Origin of the sequence: Micromonospora sp. URMC 103 (genome assembly GCF_051386435.1) — a bacterium.
Lineage (GTDB): Bacteria > Actinomycetota > Actinomycetes > Mycobacteriales > Micromonosporaceae > Micromonospora.
Window position 1 is genome coordinate 1,857,959 of the sequence record NZ_JBPQTR010000004.1, and the last position, 14,547, is coordinate 1,872,505.

At 73.1% G+C, this 14,547-nt stretch carries 13 protein-coding genes; 7 read left to right on the forward strand and 6 right to left on the reverse strand.

The genetic code is table 11. From position 1 onward, the window contains the following. Positions 1 to 18 precede the first annotated feature (18 nt). Entirely contained in the window at positions 19 to 459 is a 441-nt protein-coding gene (locus ACSNOA_RS12170) for a cytidine deaminase family protein (RefSeq protein ID WP_436658083.1), read from the forward strand. Between the two features lie 161 nt (positions 460 to 620). On the opposite strand, the gene ACSNOA_RS12175 is transcribed toward ACSNOA_RS12170, so the two are convergent. Together ACSNOA_RS12175 and ACSNOA_RS12180 are read right to left on the reverse strand one after the other, a co-directional pair. Further along, a complete protein-coding gene (locus tag ACSNOA_RS12175) occupies positions 621 to 788 on the reverse strand; it encodes a hypothetical protein (protein WP_436658084.1) in 168 nt (55 codons plus the stop codon). Between the two features lie 38 nt (positions 789 to 826). Next, positions 827 to 1,186, reverse strand: a complete 360-nt coding sequence (locus ACSNOA_RS12180) for a YciI family protein (protein WP_436658085.1) — start codon at positions 1,184 to 1,186, stop codon at positions 827 to 829. A 153-nt stretch (positions 1,187 to 1,339) separates the two neighbouring features. Here ACSNOA_RS12180 and ACSNOA_RS12185 point away from each other — a divergent pair, with 153 nt between their 5' ends. The 4 genes from ACSNOA_RS12185 to ACSNOA_RS12200 all read left to right on the forward strand — a co-directional run bounded on the left by ACSNOA_RS12185 (position 1,340) and on the right by ACSNOA_RS12200 (position 5,468). Next, entirely contained in the window at positions 1,340 to 2,386 is a 1,047-nt protein-coding gene (locus tag ACSNOA_RS12185; RefSeq protein ID WP_436658086.1) for a FecCD family ABC transporter permease, read from the forward strand. Between the two features lie 67 nt (positions 2,387 to 2,453). Beyond that, a complete protein-coding gene (locus ACSNOA_RS12190) occupies positions 2,454 to 3,536 on the forward strand; it encodes a FecCD family ABC transporter permease (RefSeq protein ID WP_436658087.1) in 1,083 nt (360 codons plus the stop codon). A gap of 43 nt (positions 3,537 to 3,579) precedes the next feature. Further along, positions 3,580 to 4,524 (forward strand): ABC transporter ATP-binding protein, encoded by a 945-nt coding sequence (locus ACSNOA_RS12195; RefSeq protein WP_436658088.1) that lies wholly within the window; start codon positions 3,580 to 3,582, stop codon positions 4,522 to 4,524. Continuing rightward, positions 4,524 to 5,468 (forward strand): ABC transporter substrate-binding protein, encoded by a 945-nt coding sequence (locus ACSNOA_RS12200; RefSeq protein WP_436658089.1) that lies wholly within the window; start codon positions 4,524 to 4,526, stop codon positions 5,466 to 5,468. The genes ACSNOA_RS12195 and ACSNOA_RS12200 overlap by 1 nt, the downstream gene beginning before the upstream one ends. A 125-nt stretch (positions 5,469 to 5,593) precedes the next feature. Here ACSNOA_RS12200 and ACSNOA_RS12205 read toward each other — a convergent pair whose 3' ends face one another. Both ACSNOA_RS12205 and ACSNOA_RS12210 read right to left on the reverse strand, forming a co-directional pair. Next, the gene (locus ACSNOA_RS12205; RefSeq protein ID WP_436658090.1) at positions 5,594 to 6,424 is read right to left on the reverse strand and encodes an endonuclease domain-containing protein; all 831 of its coding nucleotides are present in this window, start codon (positions 6,422 to 6,424) and stop codon (positions 5,594 to 5,596) included. A 286-nt stretch (positions 6,425 to 6,710) separates the two neighbouring features. After that, a complete protein-coding gene (locus tag ACSNOA_RS12210; protein ID WP_436658091.1) occupies positions 6,711 to 7,355 on the reverse strand; it encodes a hypothetical protein in 645 nt (214 codons plus the stop codon). A 390-nt stretch (positions 7,356 to 7,745) separates the two neighbouring features. Between ACSNOA_RS12210 and ACSNOA_RS12215 the strand changes: the two genes are divergently transcribed. After that, a complete protein-coding gene (locus ACSNOA_RS12215; protein ID WP_436658092.1) occupies positions 7,746 to 10,385 on the forward strand; it encodes a TIM-barrel domain-containing protein in 2,640 nt (879 codons plus the stop codon). Between the two features lie 75 nt (positions 10,386 to 10,460). Here ACSNOA_RS12215 and ACSNOA_RS12220 read toward each other — a convergent pair whose 3' ends face one another. Together ACSNOA_RS12220 and trmB are read right to left on the reverse strand one after the other, a co-directional pair. After that, entirely contained in the window at positions 10,461 to 12,965 is a 2,505-nt protein-coding gene (locus ACSNOA_RS12220; RefSeq protein WP_436658093.1) for a DEAD/DEAH box helicase, read from the reverse strand. An 88-nt stretch (positions 12,966 to 13,053) separates the two neighbouring features. Further along, a complete protein-coding gene (gene trmB, locus ACSNOA_RS12225) occupies positions 13,054 to 13,770 on the reverse strand; it encodes a tRNA (guanosine(46)-N7)-methyltransferase TrmB (RefSeq protein WP_436658094.1) in 717 nt (238 codons plus the stop codon). Positions 13,771 to 13,909: 139 nt separating this feature from the next. On the opposite strand from trmB, the gene ACSNOA_RS12230 reads away from it, so the two are divergent. Then, positions 13,910 to 14,539 carry a hypothetical protein gene (locus tag ACSNOA_RS12230; RefSeq protein WP_436658095.1) on the forward strand — a complete coding sequence of 210 codons (630 nt, stop codon included), beginning with the start codon at positions 13,910 to 13,912 and terminating at the stop codon, positions 14,537 to 14,539. Positions 14,540 to 14,547: the final 8 nt, after the last annotated feature.

The window sequence follows — 14,547 nt, forward strand, 5'->3', positions numbered from 1 at the left end:
CGAGCACGGGGGAGCGGCATGGAGATGCGGGACACCGACCGGGCGCTGGTGCAGGCCGCCACGGCCGTCGCGAAGCTGCGCTGCCGCAGCGAGAACCACACCGTGGCCGCCGCGGCCCGTACCGCCGATGGCCGCGTCTTCACCGGCGTGAACGTCTACCACTTCACGGGCGGCCCCTGTGCGGAGGTGGTGGCGATCGGCGCCGCCGCCACCCAGGGCGTGACCGAGCTGGAGACCATCGTCGCCGTGGGCGACCGGGGGCGCGGGGTGATCCCGCCGTGCGGGCGCTGCCGGCAGGTGCTGCGCGACTACTTCCCGTCGATCCGGGTCATCGTCGGCCCGGCCGATGCGCCGCGCGTCGTGTCGATCGGCGACCTGCTCCCCGAGACGTACGTATGGGCCGACCAGCGGGTCGACGGGACGGCCGACGCGGTGCCCGCGCCACGCCCCGGCGACTGAACGACCCCGGCGGCGCCGGGGCCGGCGAGCCTGATCGACTCCGTTTCGCCGATGTGGCGGTATCTCCGCGGCGTGGACACCGCCGGATCGCCGGAATGGTGTCGATCAAGGCGCGGCCGTGTGGTCGGTCCGCCGGCGCGGTGTCGCCGTCCGCCGTGCCGTCAGTCCGCGGCGTCCGCGGGCCGCTGGTCGTCCGGCTCGTCGGCGGCCGGGCGTCGACGTCGTAGGCCGGCCCACGCGGCGAGCGCGAGCCCGACCACCACGAGCGCGATCTTGAAGCCGGTCCGGCCGAAGGCGAGGTGACCGAGCGCCCCCGCGACGACGCCCACCCACCATTCCCACCGGTCAGTCGCGAGCGGGCACCTGGTCAGTCGCCGGCCGCCGCCTCCAGCATGGAGCGGGGGATCGGCACGCCCTCGAACCGCACGTCACCCTCGGGGACCATCCAGCTCACCACCCGTGCCTCCAACTGCCCGGCGCGCACGGCCGGGTCGTTGTGGTAGAGCTCACGCGCCATGTCGCGGTGCACGGACAGCACGACGAGACCGCGCAGCCGCTCGTCGTCGGTGTCGACGAACGGCCCCGCCGCCAGGACCAGCCCCTGCTCCACGAGACCCGCCTGGTGGGCCAGGTGCGCGGCCTGCAACCGGTCGGCGGCGTCCCGCGGCAGCTCCGGGGCATCCGCGGGGCGGGCCAGGAGGACGACCGTGTGCTGGTCGAATCGCATGTCCCCACCCTAGGGCCGCGCACGCTGCGCCGCCGCCGCTCTCGCCGGCTGTCCGCCCAGGTCAACGGGGTTCGATGTACGACCACCGGATCGGGGACCCCATGCGGGTCGGATAAGGTAAGGCGAACCTAAGCGCGAATCCGCGGGAGACTCGTGACCACCCTCCTCGACCGGCCGGCGACCACCGGCCGCCGCAGCCGCACCGGAAACGGGCGGCGGCTCGCGGTCACCTCCGCGGCCGCGCTCGCGCTGCTGCTCGTGGTGCTGGCGAGCTTCGCCCTGGGCAGCCGGCCCCTCCCCGTCGACCAGGTGTGGCACGCCCTGGTCGCGCCCGACGGCGGCGAGGCCAGCACGATCGTCCGCGAGTTGCGGCTGCCGCGTACCGCCCTCGGTCTCGCCGTCGGCCTCGCGCTCGCCGTGGCCGGCGTGCTCTTCCAGGCGCTGACCCGCAACCCGCTCGCCGAGCCGCGCATCCTCGGCATCAGCGCCGGCGCCTCGTGCGGCGTGGTGCTCGCCATCAGCGTGTTCGGCGTGGGGACGCTCGCCGGGTACGTCTGGTTCGGCATCGGCGGCGCGCTCCTCGCCGGCCTGCTGGTCTTCGCGGTGGCCAGCCGGGCCCGGGAGGGCGCCAGCCCGGTCACCCTCGCGCTGGTCGGCGCGGCGCTCGACGCCAGTCTCGCCTCCGTGGTGTACGCGCTGCTCAGCATCGACGCCCGCACCTTCGAGGAGTACCGGTTCTGGGTGGTCGGCGGGCTCACCGGGCGGGACCTGTCGGTCGCCGTGCAGGTGCTCCCGTTCGTGCTCGCCGGGCTCGTGCTGGCCGCCCTCGTGGCCCGCGGGCTGGACGCGCTCGCCCTCGGCGACGACGTGGCACGCGGCCTCGGCCACCGCATCGGGCTCGTCCGCATCGGCGGCGGCGTCGCCGCGGTGCTGCTCACCGGCGCGGCCGTCGCGGCCGCCGGGCCGATCGCGTTCGTGGGACTGGCCGTGCCGCACCTGGCCCGGGCCCTGGTCGGCGCCGACCACCGGTGGACCCTCGCGGTCTCCGCCCTGCTCGGGCCGGCGCTGCTGCTCGGCGCCGACATCGTCGGCCGGCTGGTCGACCCGCCGGGCGAGATCCCGGCGGGCATCATCACGGCCCTGATCGGCGCGCCGCTGCTCGCCGTCCTGGTCCGTCGCGCGAAGGTGGTGACCGCGTGAGCGAGCAGACCAGTCGGCACGCCCACGGGGCGCCCCGCCCCGCGGTCGGGTGGCGCGGAGCGGCCGCGTGAGCGCCCCGACCACGGTCACTGATCCGGCCGTCGCGGGCGGCGGCACCGACCGGCTGCCCGGCCGCTCCCTGCTGCGGGTCGGCCCGCTGCGGATGCAGGTCCGGCGTCGCTCGGTGGTGGTCGCCGCGGTGCTCGTCGTGCTGCTGGCGGCGGCCTTCGTGCTCAGCCTCTCGCTCGGCACCCCGTACGTCGCCCCGGCCGACGTCCTGCACGCGCTCTCCGGTGCCGGCACCCCGTACGACCTGGTGGTCTTCGACCTGCGGCTGCCGCGTGTCGTGCTGGCCGCCGTGGCCGGCGCCGCGTTCGGGGTGGCCGGCACGCTGATCCAGAGCGTGGCGCGCAACCCCCTCGCGAGCCCGGACGTCATCGGCATCACCCAGGGCGCCGGCCTCGCCGCGACGGTGGCGCTGACCAGTGGCATGGCCGTCGCCCTGGTGGCGCCGGCGGCGCTGGCCGGCGGGCTCGCCGCCGCGGTCCTGCTGCTCGCCCTCGGCGCGCGGCACGGGCTGGCCGCACAGCGGTTCGTGCTGGCCGGTGTGGCGGTGGCGTTCGCCCTGCGGGCCCTCACCGAGGTGGTCATGCTGACCGCCGATCCGATCGACGGGCAGCGCGCCCAGGTCTGGCTCATCGGCACCCTCGCCGGCAAGGGCTGGACCGAGGCGACCTGGATCGCCGTGACCCTGCTCGTGCTGCTGCCCGTGCTCGCCTGGGCCGGCTGGGCGCTCAACAGCACGGCCCTCGACGACGACACGGCCCGGGGGATCGGGCTGCGCCCGGTGGCCCGCCGCGTCGGGCTCGCCGGCACCGGCGTCCTCGTCGCCGCGATGGTGACGGCGCAGGTCGGCGCCGTCGACTTCGTGGCGCTCGTGGCGCCGCAGGTGGCCCGCCGGCTGGTACGCGCCGAGCGGCCGCCCCTGCTCTGCTCCGCGCTGCTCGGCGCCCTGCTGCTGGTGCTGGCCGACCTCGCGGGTCGGCGGCTCCTCGCGCCCACCCAGCTGCCGGCCGGCGTGCTGACCGCCGCCATCGGCGGCCCGTACCTCATGTACCTGCTGCTGCGCGGCCGGCGGCGGTCGTCGTGACCGTCCGTCGCCATCCCCATTCGTCCACCCTTCGGGAGGCGTGATGCTCTCCACCCGCGACCTGGTCGCCGGTTACGACGAGCGGACCGTGCTGGACGGGCTGACCCTGGAGCTGCCCTCCGACGCGTTCACCGTGATCGTCGGGCCGAACGCCTGCGGCAAGTCGACCCTGCTGCGGACCCTGGCCCGGCTGCTCACCCCGCGCCGGGGCACCGTGCTGCTGGACGGCACCGCCATCCGGGACCTGCCCACCCGCGAGGTGGCCCGGCGTCTCGGCGTGCTGCCGCAGAGCCCGCTCGTGCCCGAGGGGGTCACCGTCGCCGACCTCGTGGGGCGGGGCCGGCAGCCGTACCAGCGCTGGTGGCGGCAGTGGTCCGAGGAGGACCGCGTCGCCGTCGACCGGGCCATGGCCCTGGCCGACGTCGCGGGCCTCGCGGACCGGCCCGTCGACACGCTCTCCGGCGGGCAGCGGCAGCGGGTCTGGATCGCCATGACCCTCGCGCAGGACACCGAGGCGCTGCTGCTGGACGAGCCGACCACGTTCCTCGACCTGGCCCACCAGGTGGAGGTGCTGGACCTGCTGCACCGGCTGCGCGCCGAGCGGGGTCGCACCGTGGTCGCCGTGCTGCACGACCTCAACCAGGCCGCCCGGTACGCCGACCACCTGGTCGCGATGCGGGAAGGCGCCGTGGTGGCCGCCGGGCCGCCGCGGGAGATCCTCACCGCGGACCTGGTCCGCGAGGTGTTCGGGCTCGACTGTGTGGTCGTGCCCTGCCCGGTGACCGGGGCGCCGCTCGTGGTGCCCGCACTCACCAGCCCCACCCTGGCCGCCGGGGCCGCGGGTTCCGGCGCGCCTGCCGCCGGCGGCGCGTCTGCCGCTGGCGCCGCGTCTGCCGCTGGCACTGCGTCTGCCACTGGCGCCGCGGATTCCGGCGCCACCCCAGCCGCCGGCGCACTCGCCGGCTCGTACCCTTCGGAAGGAAACTGATGCGTCGTCTCGTCGCCGTCCTCGCCGCGGCCGTCGCCCTCGGCGTCGGCCTCACCGCCTGCGGTGAGAGCGACCCGGTCGCCGGCACCACCGGCGGGGAGACCCGGGAGATCACCCACGCCATGGGCACCACGAAAGTGCCGGCCCACCCGCAGCGCGTCGTCGTGCTCGACACCGACAAGATCGACACCGCGCTCTCCCTCGGGGTCACCCCGGTGGGCGCCGCGACCGCCGGCGAGGCGAAGAGCTGGCCGACGTACTTCGGCGCCGACAAGCTCGCCTCCATCAAGGAGGTCGGGGTGCTCGGTGAGCCCGACCTTGAGGCGATCAACGCCCTCAAGCCGGACCTGATCCTGGGCAGCAAGTTCCGCCAGGAGAAGTTCTACGACGAGCTGGCCGCCATCGCGCCGACCGTCTTCACGGAGAAGGTCGGCATCACGTGGAAGGAGAACTTTCTCCTCGACGGCAAGGCGCTCGGCAAGGAGCAGGAGGCGAAGGACCTGCTGGCCTCGTACGAGACGCGGGCCAAGGACTTCGGCGCGAAGCTGGGCGACGCCGCCTCCCGCAAGATCTCCATCGTCCGGTTCCTGCCCGGCAACATCCGCGTCTACGGCCCGGACTCCTTCTCCGGCATCGTGCTGGGCGACACCGGGCTGGGCCGCCCCGAGCGGCAGATGCTCGCCAACAAGGAGGACAAGCGCTTCGACCTGGTCAGCCCCGAGCGGGTGAACGAGGTCGACGGTGACGTCATCTTCGTGACGGCGTACGGCGAGAAGGCCGCCGCCGAGCAGGCCACCGTCACGGCGGGCAGCCTGTGGAAGAACCTGTCCGCCGTGAAGGCGAACAAGGCGTACGTGGTGTCCGACGAGGTCTGGATGACGGGGATCGGCGTCGGCGCCGCCAACAAGATCCTCGACGACCTGCAGAAGTACCTGACCGCCTGACCGAGCCGGGGCCGCGGTCCGCGCGACCCCAAGATGATCCGCGCAACTTCACCGAAGATGCTGCCTCCGCCACGGCGGAGGGGACATTTTCCCTGAAGTTGCGCGGATCTTCGTGTCGGCCGAGGTCATCGGGCCCGTGAGCGCAGGGCCTGCCGGAGTTCGGCCACGATGCCCTCGAAGTCGTCCCTGAGGCGCTTCGCGGTCACGTGCAACACAATCCAGTCTTCACCGACGAGCCGGTTGAGACGGCGGCGGTCGCGGTGGAACTGCTCGGGATCGTGATGCCAGAGCCCGTCGTACTCGACGGCGACCCGTTGGTCGGGCCAGGCGAGGTCGAGCCGCGCGACGAAGCGGCCGTCGCGTTCGACCACGAACTGGGTGACGGGCCGGGGTAACCCGGCCAGCACGAGCCGGACTCTCAGGAGGGACTCCGGAGCCGACTCCGCACCGGGATCGGCCAGCCCCGCCACCTGGAGCATGCGCTTCCACCCGCGCATCCCGAGCCGGTCGCGCGCACACCCGCGCAACTCGTCGAGTCGCACCAGGCGGCGGGCGGCCAGCCCGTCCACGACGGCTACGGCCTCCTCGATCGGAAGCCACTGGGCAAGATCCCAACAGGTGCGCAACGGTGTGGTGACCGGGATCCCTGCGCGGAGCCGGACATCGGCCCGGTGAACGTCGGCGGTGTGCACCGCGAGCCCGGAGACAGGCCCGAACCGCGACCCCGCCGGCACGAGCACGTCGAGCGGCTCGGCGGCGCCGACCGCTCCGACGCCGTAGAGGCTTGCCGCACTGCGTCCGGCGATCACCGCGTTTGTCGGCAGCACCCACCGAGCCGCCGCCAGGCAGCGCGTGCGGTGTGACACGGCGAGCTCGGCATCGGCGTAGACATCGCGGAAGAGCCGTTGCCACGCGCGGCTGCGCAGCTCCGCGCGGGTCAGCAACCCCCGGGTCACGACGTCGGATCCCCGGAAGACGCGTCCGCGTAGGTGGGTGGGGCGGCGAGGTGCGACGGGCATGGCCCCACCCTGGACTGCGGGGATGCCGCCGCGCAGACCCTGTGGATAACCCGGCGGCTGCGCCCCGACGTCAAGATCCGCGCAACACCTCGGAAGATGTCGCCTCCCGCGCGGCGGAGGCGACAACATCGCTGATGTTGCGCGGATCTTGTGCATTTGGGACGCAGTGGGCGCAGACGGATGTGGCAGGCGGGCCGGGTTGGGCGCGGGCGGGTGTGGGCGGTCAGGCGGCGGTGGACCAGAGGGCGCGGAAGGCGGCCGCCTCGCCGGCGAGCCAGCGTTCGATCTGGTCGGGCTTGACGTTGTCGGGCATGCGGTGCGCCTGGCCGCGCCGGACGTCGACGAGGACCGGCTCGGCGTGCGGGAGCACCGCGTCCATGTGGCGGGCCATGAGGTGCAGCGTGGCGAGCACCGCCTCCTCGCTGGGCGGGGTCTCGTCGAAGTGCAGCCGGACCGCCTCGACGCGGCCGTCGGCGTGGCGTACGCCGAAGTGCGGGTTGATCTTGACGGGCAGGTCGCCGAGCATGGCGAGGGCGTCGCGGGTCTGGGCCAGGTCGACCGACGTGGGCTCGCCGAGGCTGTGCAGCCAGGCGGTGGCGCCCGGCACCAGCGCCTGGTAGAGCGGGCGCCAGCGCGGCTTGACCTGGTCGGCCACCTGGTCGAGGTGGGTGCCGCCGGTGTGGAAGGCGATGTCGGCCTTGAGGGCCTTCACGAACTGGCCGTGCGGGTTGAAGCCGTGCCGGCTGGCCCGCTGCTTGCGCAGGCCGCCGACGAAGGTCGCCTTCGTGGGGCCCGTGCGGTCGACGTAGCGGGTGAAGCCGAGGAGCGTGGCGTAGGGCGTGAGGGGTGCGGAGGCGGGCGCGGTCACGGTCGTCCTCCCAGGTCAGGAGCTCTATTAGTACATACATTCTAATAGACGGGACTGACATCGCCCAGGCCGTCTCCAGGTCGTCCCAATCGCGTGTATGTGCGGCGCCCGCCGGACGGGCGACCGCCGGCGGAAGAGAGGAGGGACACCCACCAAGATCCGTTGACAGGTGTTTCGGACGAATGACAACGTTGTCATCGACTCATTTCCTCCATATGAGACGAGGAGCCCACCTTGCTCTATCGAGGTTCACGCCGTCGCGGCGCCACAGCGGCCGCCGCAGCCGGCATCCTCATCACGGGGCTGACACTCGCTCCGTCCGCACCGGCCCAGGCCGGCCGTCAGCAGGCGAAGGACGAAGCCGTCCGGTCGGGCGGGGCACGTTTCGAAGTGCTGTCCCCGACCCTGATCCGCACCGAGTACCAGAAGGACGGCAGGTTCACCGACGCCGCCACGTTCAACGCCGTCGGGCGCGACGACTTCCCCCGTACGCGCTTCACGAAGCACGTCGACCACGGCTGGCTCACCATCGACACCGGCGCGATGACGCTGCGGTACCGGGTCGGCTCGGGCGCGTTCACCGCCGACAACCTCACCGTGCAGCTCACCACCGGCAAGCAGGTCGTGCAGGGCCGGCCCTGGGCGGGCCACAGTGCTCCGGACTGCGCGCTCGGCACGCTCTGTGAGGCCGAGTCGCTCCAGCTGAGCGGTCCCGGCGTGGCCACCGACCACCGGGGCTACACCGGACGCGGCTTCGCGGCCGGTTTCACCTCCTCCGGCGACTCGGTCACGTTCGCGGTCGATGCTCCGGCAGACGGCACGAAGCAGCTCGCCGTCCGCTACGCCAACAGCGCCGGCGGCGACGGCCAGACCGTGACCCGGACCCTGACGGTTCAGGTCGACGGCGGCGCCGGCCACACGCTGACGCTGCCGCCCACCGCGAACTGGGACACCTGGGGCCTGGCCAGCGTGCCGGTCGAGCTCACCGCCGGCCGGCACGAGGTCAGCGTGGTACGCGGTCCCGGCGACTCCGGCAACGTGAACATCGACAGCCTCGCGGTGGTCGACCCGGGCGATCCGTTCCCGGCGCCCGCCGCGCCCCAGCCGCAGCCCCTGCGGTTCGGCACGCTGGGCGAGGCCGAGACCGGCGCGCTGACCGGCGGCGCGAAGCCCGCGAACGACCACAACGGCGCCTCCGGCACGGGATTCCTGGCCGGCCTGGAGAGCACCGCGTCCGCCGACGCGCTCACCGTGACCGACGTCCCGGCCCCGGGTGACTACCGGGTGCAGATCCGCTACGCCAACGGCCAGGCCGGCTCCCAGCCGAGCCAGGCGCGCACCATGTCGGTCACGGCGGGTACGGCGGCGCCGGTCACGGCGACCCTTCCGCCGACCAGCGGGTGGGACTACTGGAACACGGTCTCCGTCCCCGTCCACCTGGAGCGCGGCACCAACACCGTGACGCTGGGCTGCCCCACGGACGCCAGCTGCAACGTCAACGTGGACACGGTCGCCGTCACGAGCGCGGACGCCCCGCTGCTCGCCCCGCACGCGCCGCTCGGCGGCTACCGCCGGGGCCTGGACGGCGTGGACGGTTCCGCGCCCACCTATCCGGGCCTGCTCTACCAGGACGGCTGGTACCTGCTCGACGACTCGGCCTCGGCCCTGAGCGACACCCGGCCCCGGCCCGCCGCCGAGCAGGACGGCTACGTCTTCGCGTACGGGCAGGACTTCACCCGTGGCCTGAAGGACCTGTCGACCCTGACCGGGCCCACGAAGCTACTGCCCAAGTGGGCGTACGGCGTGTGGTACTCCGAGTACTACGACCGCACCGCGACCGAGTTCCAGAACCTCGTGGCCCGGGCCAGGGCCGAGGGTGTGCCGATGGACGTGCTCGTCCTCGACACCGACGTCAAGGCGCCGGACAAGTGGAACGGCTGGAGCATCGACCCCACCCGGATCCCCGACCCGAAGGCGTTCTTCGACTGGGCCCGGAAGCAGGGCCTGCACACGGGCATCAACATCCACCCGAGCATCCTCGGCTCGGACCCGAAGTTCGCGCAGGCGCAGGCCACCGCGAAGGGCAAGCTGCAGCGCGTCGGCTGCAACGGGGGCGCCGACTGCTACGCGTTCGACTTCGGCGACCCGGACCAGCTCAAGGCGTACCTGCAGCTCCACGACGAGATGGTGCCGGAGGGCAGCAAGGGCCCCGACCTCTGGTGGATGGACTGGTGCTGCGACAACTCGAAGTCCTCCCTCGCCGGGGTGACTCCGGACGCGTGGATCAACCAGCAGTACGCCGACAAGACCGGGTTCGCGTTCTCCCGGGCGTACGGGTCGTTGCAGGCCGGCGGCTACGGCAGCCCGACCCCGGTGCCGACCGGACCGTGGGCCGACAAGCGCACCACGCTGCACTTCACCGGCGACACCATCTCCGACTGGCAGACCCTGCGGATGGAGGTCGGCTACACGCCGGGCGAGTCGGCCGCCACCGGGCTGGCCGCCGTCAGCCACGACATCGGCGGGCACACGAACGGCCTGCAGCAGCCGGGCAGTGAACCGGGCAGCACGAAGCTGCCCGACGACCTCTACGCCCGGTGGGTGCAGCTCGGTACGTTCCAGCCGATCGACCGGCTGCACTCCAACCACAGCGACCGGCTGCCCTGGCAGTACGGCCCGGCGGCGGAAGCGTCGGCCAAGAAGTTCCTGAACCTCCGGGAGAAGCTGCTGCCGTACACCTACGCCGCGGCCCGGGAGGCCACCCGCACGGGTACGCCCATCGTCCGCTCCATGTACCTGGCGTACCCGAACGAGCAGGCCGCGTACGCCACCGCCGGTTCCGAGTACCTCTACGGCCCGGACTACCTCGTGGCTCCCGTGACGACACCCGGCGACACCGCCACGACGACGGTGTGGTTCCCGCCGGGCAACGACTGGACCGACATCTTCACCGGGAAGACGTATCGGGGCGGCACCACGCAGAACATCACCACCACGCTGGACACCATGCCGGTGTTCAAGAAGCACTGAGACGAGGCCGGCCGGGTGGGGGAACCCACCCGGCCGGCGTGCTCGGCCGTCCCGCCAACACGGTTTGGCGACCGGTCAGAGCTGCCCGACGGACGTGATCCGGACCGCGGCGGCGCCCACCTCGTCCGAGGCGGCCAGGTCGACCTCGGCGCTGATGCCCCAGTCGTGGTCGCCGTCGGGGTCGTCGAGGATCTGCCGGACCGTCCAGCGCTCCCGGCCCTGCTCGATCATGAGCAGGGCCGGGCCGCGCGCGTCGGGCCCCGTGCCGATCGAGTCGTACGCCTCGAAGTACGGCTCCAGCGCGTCGGCCCAGGCGTCCGCGTTCCAGCCGTCCGCGGCGTCCAGTTCGCCGAGGAGATCCCAGCGGCGCAGGGCGGCCAGCTCCACCCGCCGGAACAGCGCGTTGCGCACCAGCACGCGGAACGCCCGGGCGTTGCGCGTGACGGCCGGCACCCGGTCGTCCAGGGGCGCGGCGGCCGCCGCGACGTCGGACGGGTTGCGCAGCCGCTCCCACTCGTCGATGAGGCTGGAGTCCACCTGCCGGACCAGCTCGCCGAGCCACTCGATGAGGTCGACGAGCTCCTCGGTCTTGGCGTCCTCGGGGACGGTCTGCCGCAGCGTCTTGTACGCGTCGGCGAGGTAGCGCAGGACGAGACCCTCGGAGCGGGACAGCCCGTAGAACTGCACGTACTCGGGGAAGGTCATGGCCCGCTCGTACATGTCCCGCACGACCGACTTGGGGGAGAGCTGGTGATCGGCCACCCAGGGGTGCCCCTGCCGGTACATCTCGTACGCCGACTCCAGCAGCTCGGCGAGCGGCTTGGGCCAGGTGACCTCGTCGAGCAGTTCGAGCCGGGCCTCGTACTCGATGCCGTCGGCCTTCATGGCGGCGACCGCCTCGCCGCGGGCCTTGAACTGCTGGGCCGAGAGCACCTGGCGCGGGTCGTCGAGGATCGACTCGACCACCGAGAGCACGTCGAGGGCGTACGCGGGGGACTCCCGGTCCAGCAGCTCGATGGTGGCCAGGGCGAGGGGCGAGAGCGGCTGGTTGAGGGCGAAGTCGAGCTGGAGGTCGACGGTGAGTCGGACCCGACGGCCGGTCTCGTCCGGCTCGGGCAGCTCCTCGACCACCCCGCCGGCGCGCAGCGCCCGGTAGATGGCGATGGCCCGCCGGATGTGCCGGCGCTGGGCGGCGCGGTCCTCGTGGTTGTCGGTGAGCAGGTGCCGCATCGCGGCGAACGCGTCGCCGGGCCGGCCGATGACGTTGAGCAGCATCGAGTGGCTGACCTGGAAGCTGGAGGTGAGCGGCTCGGGCTCGGCCTCCACGAGCCGCTGGAAGGTCGGCTCGCCCCAGCCGATCGAGCCCTCCGGCGGCTTCTTCTTGACCACCTTGCGCCGCTTCTTCGGGTCGTCGCCCGCCTTGGCGAGGGCCTTCTCGTTCTCGATCACATGCTCGGGCGCCTGCACGACGACCCGGCCGACGGTGTCGAAGCCGGCCCGGCCGGCCCGGCCGGCGATCTGGTGGAACTCGCGGGCCTTGAGCAGCCGGGTACGGGTGCCGTCGTACTTCGACAGGCCGGTGAACAGGACGGTGCGGATCGGCACGTTGATGCCGACGCCGAGGGTGTCGGTGCCGCAGATGACCTTGAGCAGCCCGGCCTGGGCGAGGGTCTCCACGAGCCGGCGGTACTTGGGCAGCATGCCCGCGTGGTGGACGCCGATGCCGTGCCGCACCAGCCGGGACAGCGTCTTGCCGAAGCCGGACGTGAAGCGGAAGTTTCCGATCGCACTCGCGATCATGTCCTTCTCGGCGCGGGTGCAGACGTTCACGCTCATCAGGGCCTGCGCGCGTTCGAGGGCCGCGGCCTGCGTGAAGTGCACGACGTAGACGGGAGCCTGCTTGGTCTCCAGCAGCTCCTCGAGGGTCTCGTGCAGCGGCGTCATCGCGTACGAGAAGAGCAGCGGGACCGGCCGCTCGGCCGAGCGGACGACGGCGGTCGGCCGCCCGGTGCGCCGGGTCAGGTCGTCGACGAACCGGGTCGTGTCGCCGAGCGTGGCCGACATCAGGACGAACTGGGCCTGCGGCAGCTCGATGAGCGGCACCTGCCACGCCCAGCCGCGGTCCGGCTCGGCGTAGAAGTGGAACTCGTCCATGATCACCTGACCGACGTCGGCCCGGGCGCCCTCGCGCAGCGCGAGGTTGGCCAGGATCTCGGCCGTGCAGCAGATGATCGGGGCGTCCGCGTTGACGCTGGCGTCACCGGTCAGCATGCCGACGTTCTCCGCGCCGAAGATCTCGCAGAGGGCGAAGAACTTCTCCGACACCAGCGCCTTGATGGGCGCGGTGTAGAAGGTGGTGCGGTCGTCGGCGAGGGCCGCGAAGTGCGCCGCGGTCGCCACCAGGCTCTTGCCGGAGCCGGTGGGCGTATTCATGATCACGTTGGCGCCGGAGACGATCTCGATGATCGCCTCCTCCTGGTGGGGGTAGAGGTCGAAGCCGCGCTCCTTGGCCCAGCCGGCGAACGCGTCGTAGAGGGTGTCGGGGTCGGCGCTTGCGGGCAGCGCGGCGGTGAGCGTCATAGGCCGTCAATGGTGCCTGGATCATGCCCCCGGGCGCCAACCGGGTAGCGGACGGACCTCACGGGCGCGGACCGGCGCCCGTCCGGGCTCACCGCCGCCGGTAGATCAGGTCCGCGACCGGGCGGCCGGCGAGCAGCGCCCGCCGCTCGAACTTGGTCACCGGGCGGTGCGCCGGGCGCGGAGCGAAGCCGTCGTACGCGTTGACCAGCTCCGGGTCGGCGTCGAGGGTGTCCCGCATGGCCTCGGCGTACTCGGCCCAGTCGGTGGCGCAGTGCAGGCTGCCACCGGGGGCGAGCCGGTCGCGCAGCAGCGCCACGTGCGCCGGCTGGACCAGGCGCCGCTTGTGGTGCCGCGACTTCGGCCACGGATCGGGGAAGAAGATGTGCACCGCGTCGAGCGAGCCGGCCGGCAGCCGGCGGACCAGTTCCAGGGCGTCGCCCCGCGCCACCCGGACGTTGCGCAGCCCGCGCCGTTCCACGAGGTCCAGCAGGTTCGCGATTCCCGGAGTGTGCACCTCGACGGCCAGATAATCTCGATCCGGGTCGGCGCCGGCCATCACCGCGGTGGTCTCGCCCATGCCCGAACCGATCTCCAACACCACGGGGGCCGCGCGGCCGAACAGCACGGCCGGGTCGACGGGAGCGCCGGGTCCGTCGGGGACGTCCAGGCCGTACGCGGGGAAGAGCCGGCCCAGCGCGTCGGTCTGCCGCCCGGTCATCCGGCCCCGTCGCGGATGGAAGGTGCGGACCGTCCGCGGGACCGGGTGCGGCGGCGCGGCGCTGGGGTCGTGGTCGGTGGAGGTCACAGCGCTCCGAGCGTACGCGACGGTCGCGCCGGATCGGATGTGATGTGCGACCAGGGATGAGAGGATCCATCTCGTACGGCAGGCCGGGTTGCTCCGCCGCCCGGCACGGCCCGACGACGTCGGGAGGAGGCAGCGAGCGATGACCCGCGAAGGCTTCGTCCTGTCCGCCGTGGTCGCCGGCCTCCTGCTGGTGATCGCCTCCAACCACGAGGGGGCCACGCAGGATCCTCCCTCGTACGTGGCCGCCTCGCCCGCCGCCTTCGGGCAGGCCGCTCCCACGCCCGAGCCGCAGCGGGAGGCGGATTCCGACCCCTCCCAGCCCGACGTGGTGGCGGCGCCCCAGCCCACCCCGGTCGTGGACGTCTTCGTGAAGGTCAGCCCGAGCACCATCCAGCCGGGCTTCCTGGTCGGCATCGAGGCCAGTTGCCGCGACAACTCGATCCCCGCCATCGTGGTGTCGGACGCGTTCGGCCGGGTCCAGGTGCAGCCGCAGCGCGGGCTGCTCACCGCGGCGCCGATGGTGCGGGAGCGCACCCGCCCCGGCAACTACCGCGTCAAGCTGGAGTGCCGTGACGGCGAGACCGCCTCGACGATGCTCCAGGTGGTCAAGTCGGTGCAGCCCAGCCGCGGCCCGGCCACCGGGTTCGGCGGCACGGCCGGCGGCTTCCCCGGCGGCCTGCTGCTCCCCGGCGGGGTGGCGTTGACGGTCACGGGCCTGGTCCTGGCCCTGGTGGCGATGCGCCGGCCCCGCGGCGCCGCCCGACGCTGAGCCCGCCG

Bases quoted from the DNA above. Each gene is read 5' to 3' on its own strand.
- ACSNOA_RS12170 (WP_436658083.1), top strand. From the start codon at position 19: ATGGAGATGCGGGACACCGACCGGGCGCTGGTGCAGGCCGCCACGGCC.
- ACSNOA_RS12180 (WP_436658085.1), bottom strand. From the start codon at position 1,186: ATGCGATTCGACCAGCACACGGTCGTCCTCCTGGCCCGCCCCGCGGAT.
- ACSNOA_RS12195 (WP_436658088.1), top strand. From the start codon at position 3,580: ATGCTCTCCACCCGCGACCTGGTCGCCGGTTACGACGAGCGGACCGTG.
- ACSNOA_RS12200 (WP_436658089.1), top strand. From the start codon at position 4,524: ATGCGTCGTCTCGTCGCCGTCCTCGCCGCGGCCGTCGCCCTCGGCGTC.
- ACSNOA_RS12220 (WP_436658093.1), bottom strand. From the start codon at position 12,965: ATGACGCTCACCGCCGCGCTGCCCGCAAGCGCCGACCCCGACACCCTC.
- ACSNOA_RS12230 (WP_436658095.1), top strand. From the start codon at position 13,910: ATGACCCGCGAAGGCTTCGTCCTGTCCGCCGTGGTCGCCGGCCTCCTG.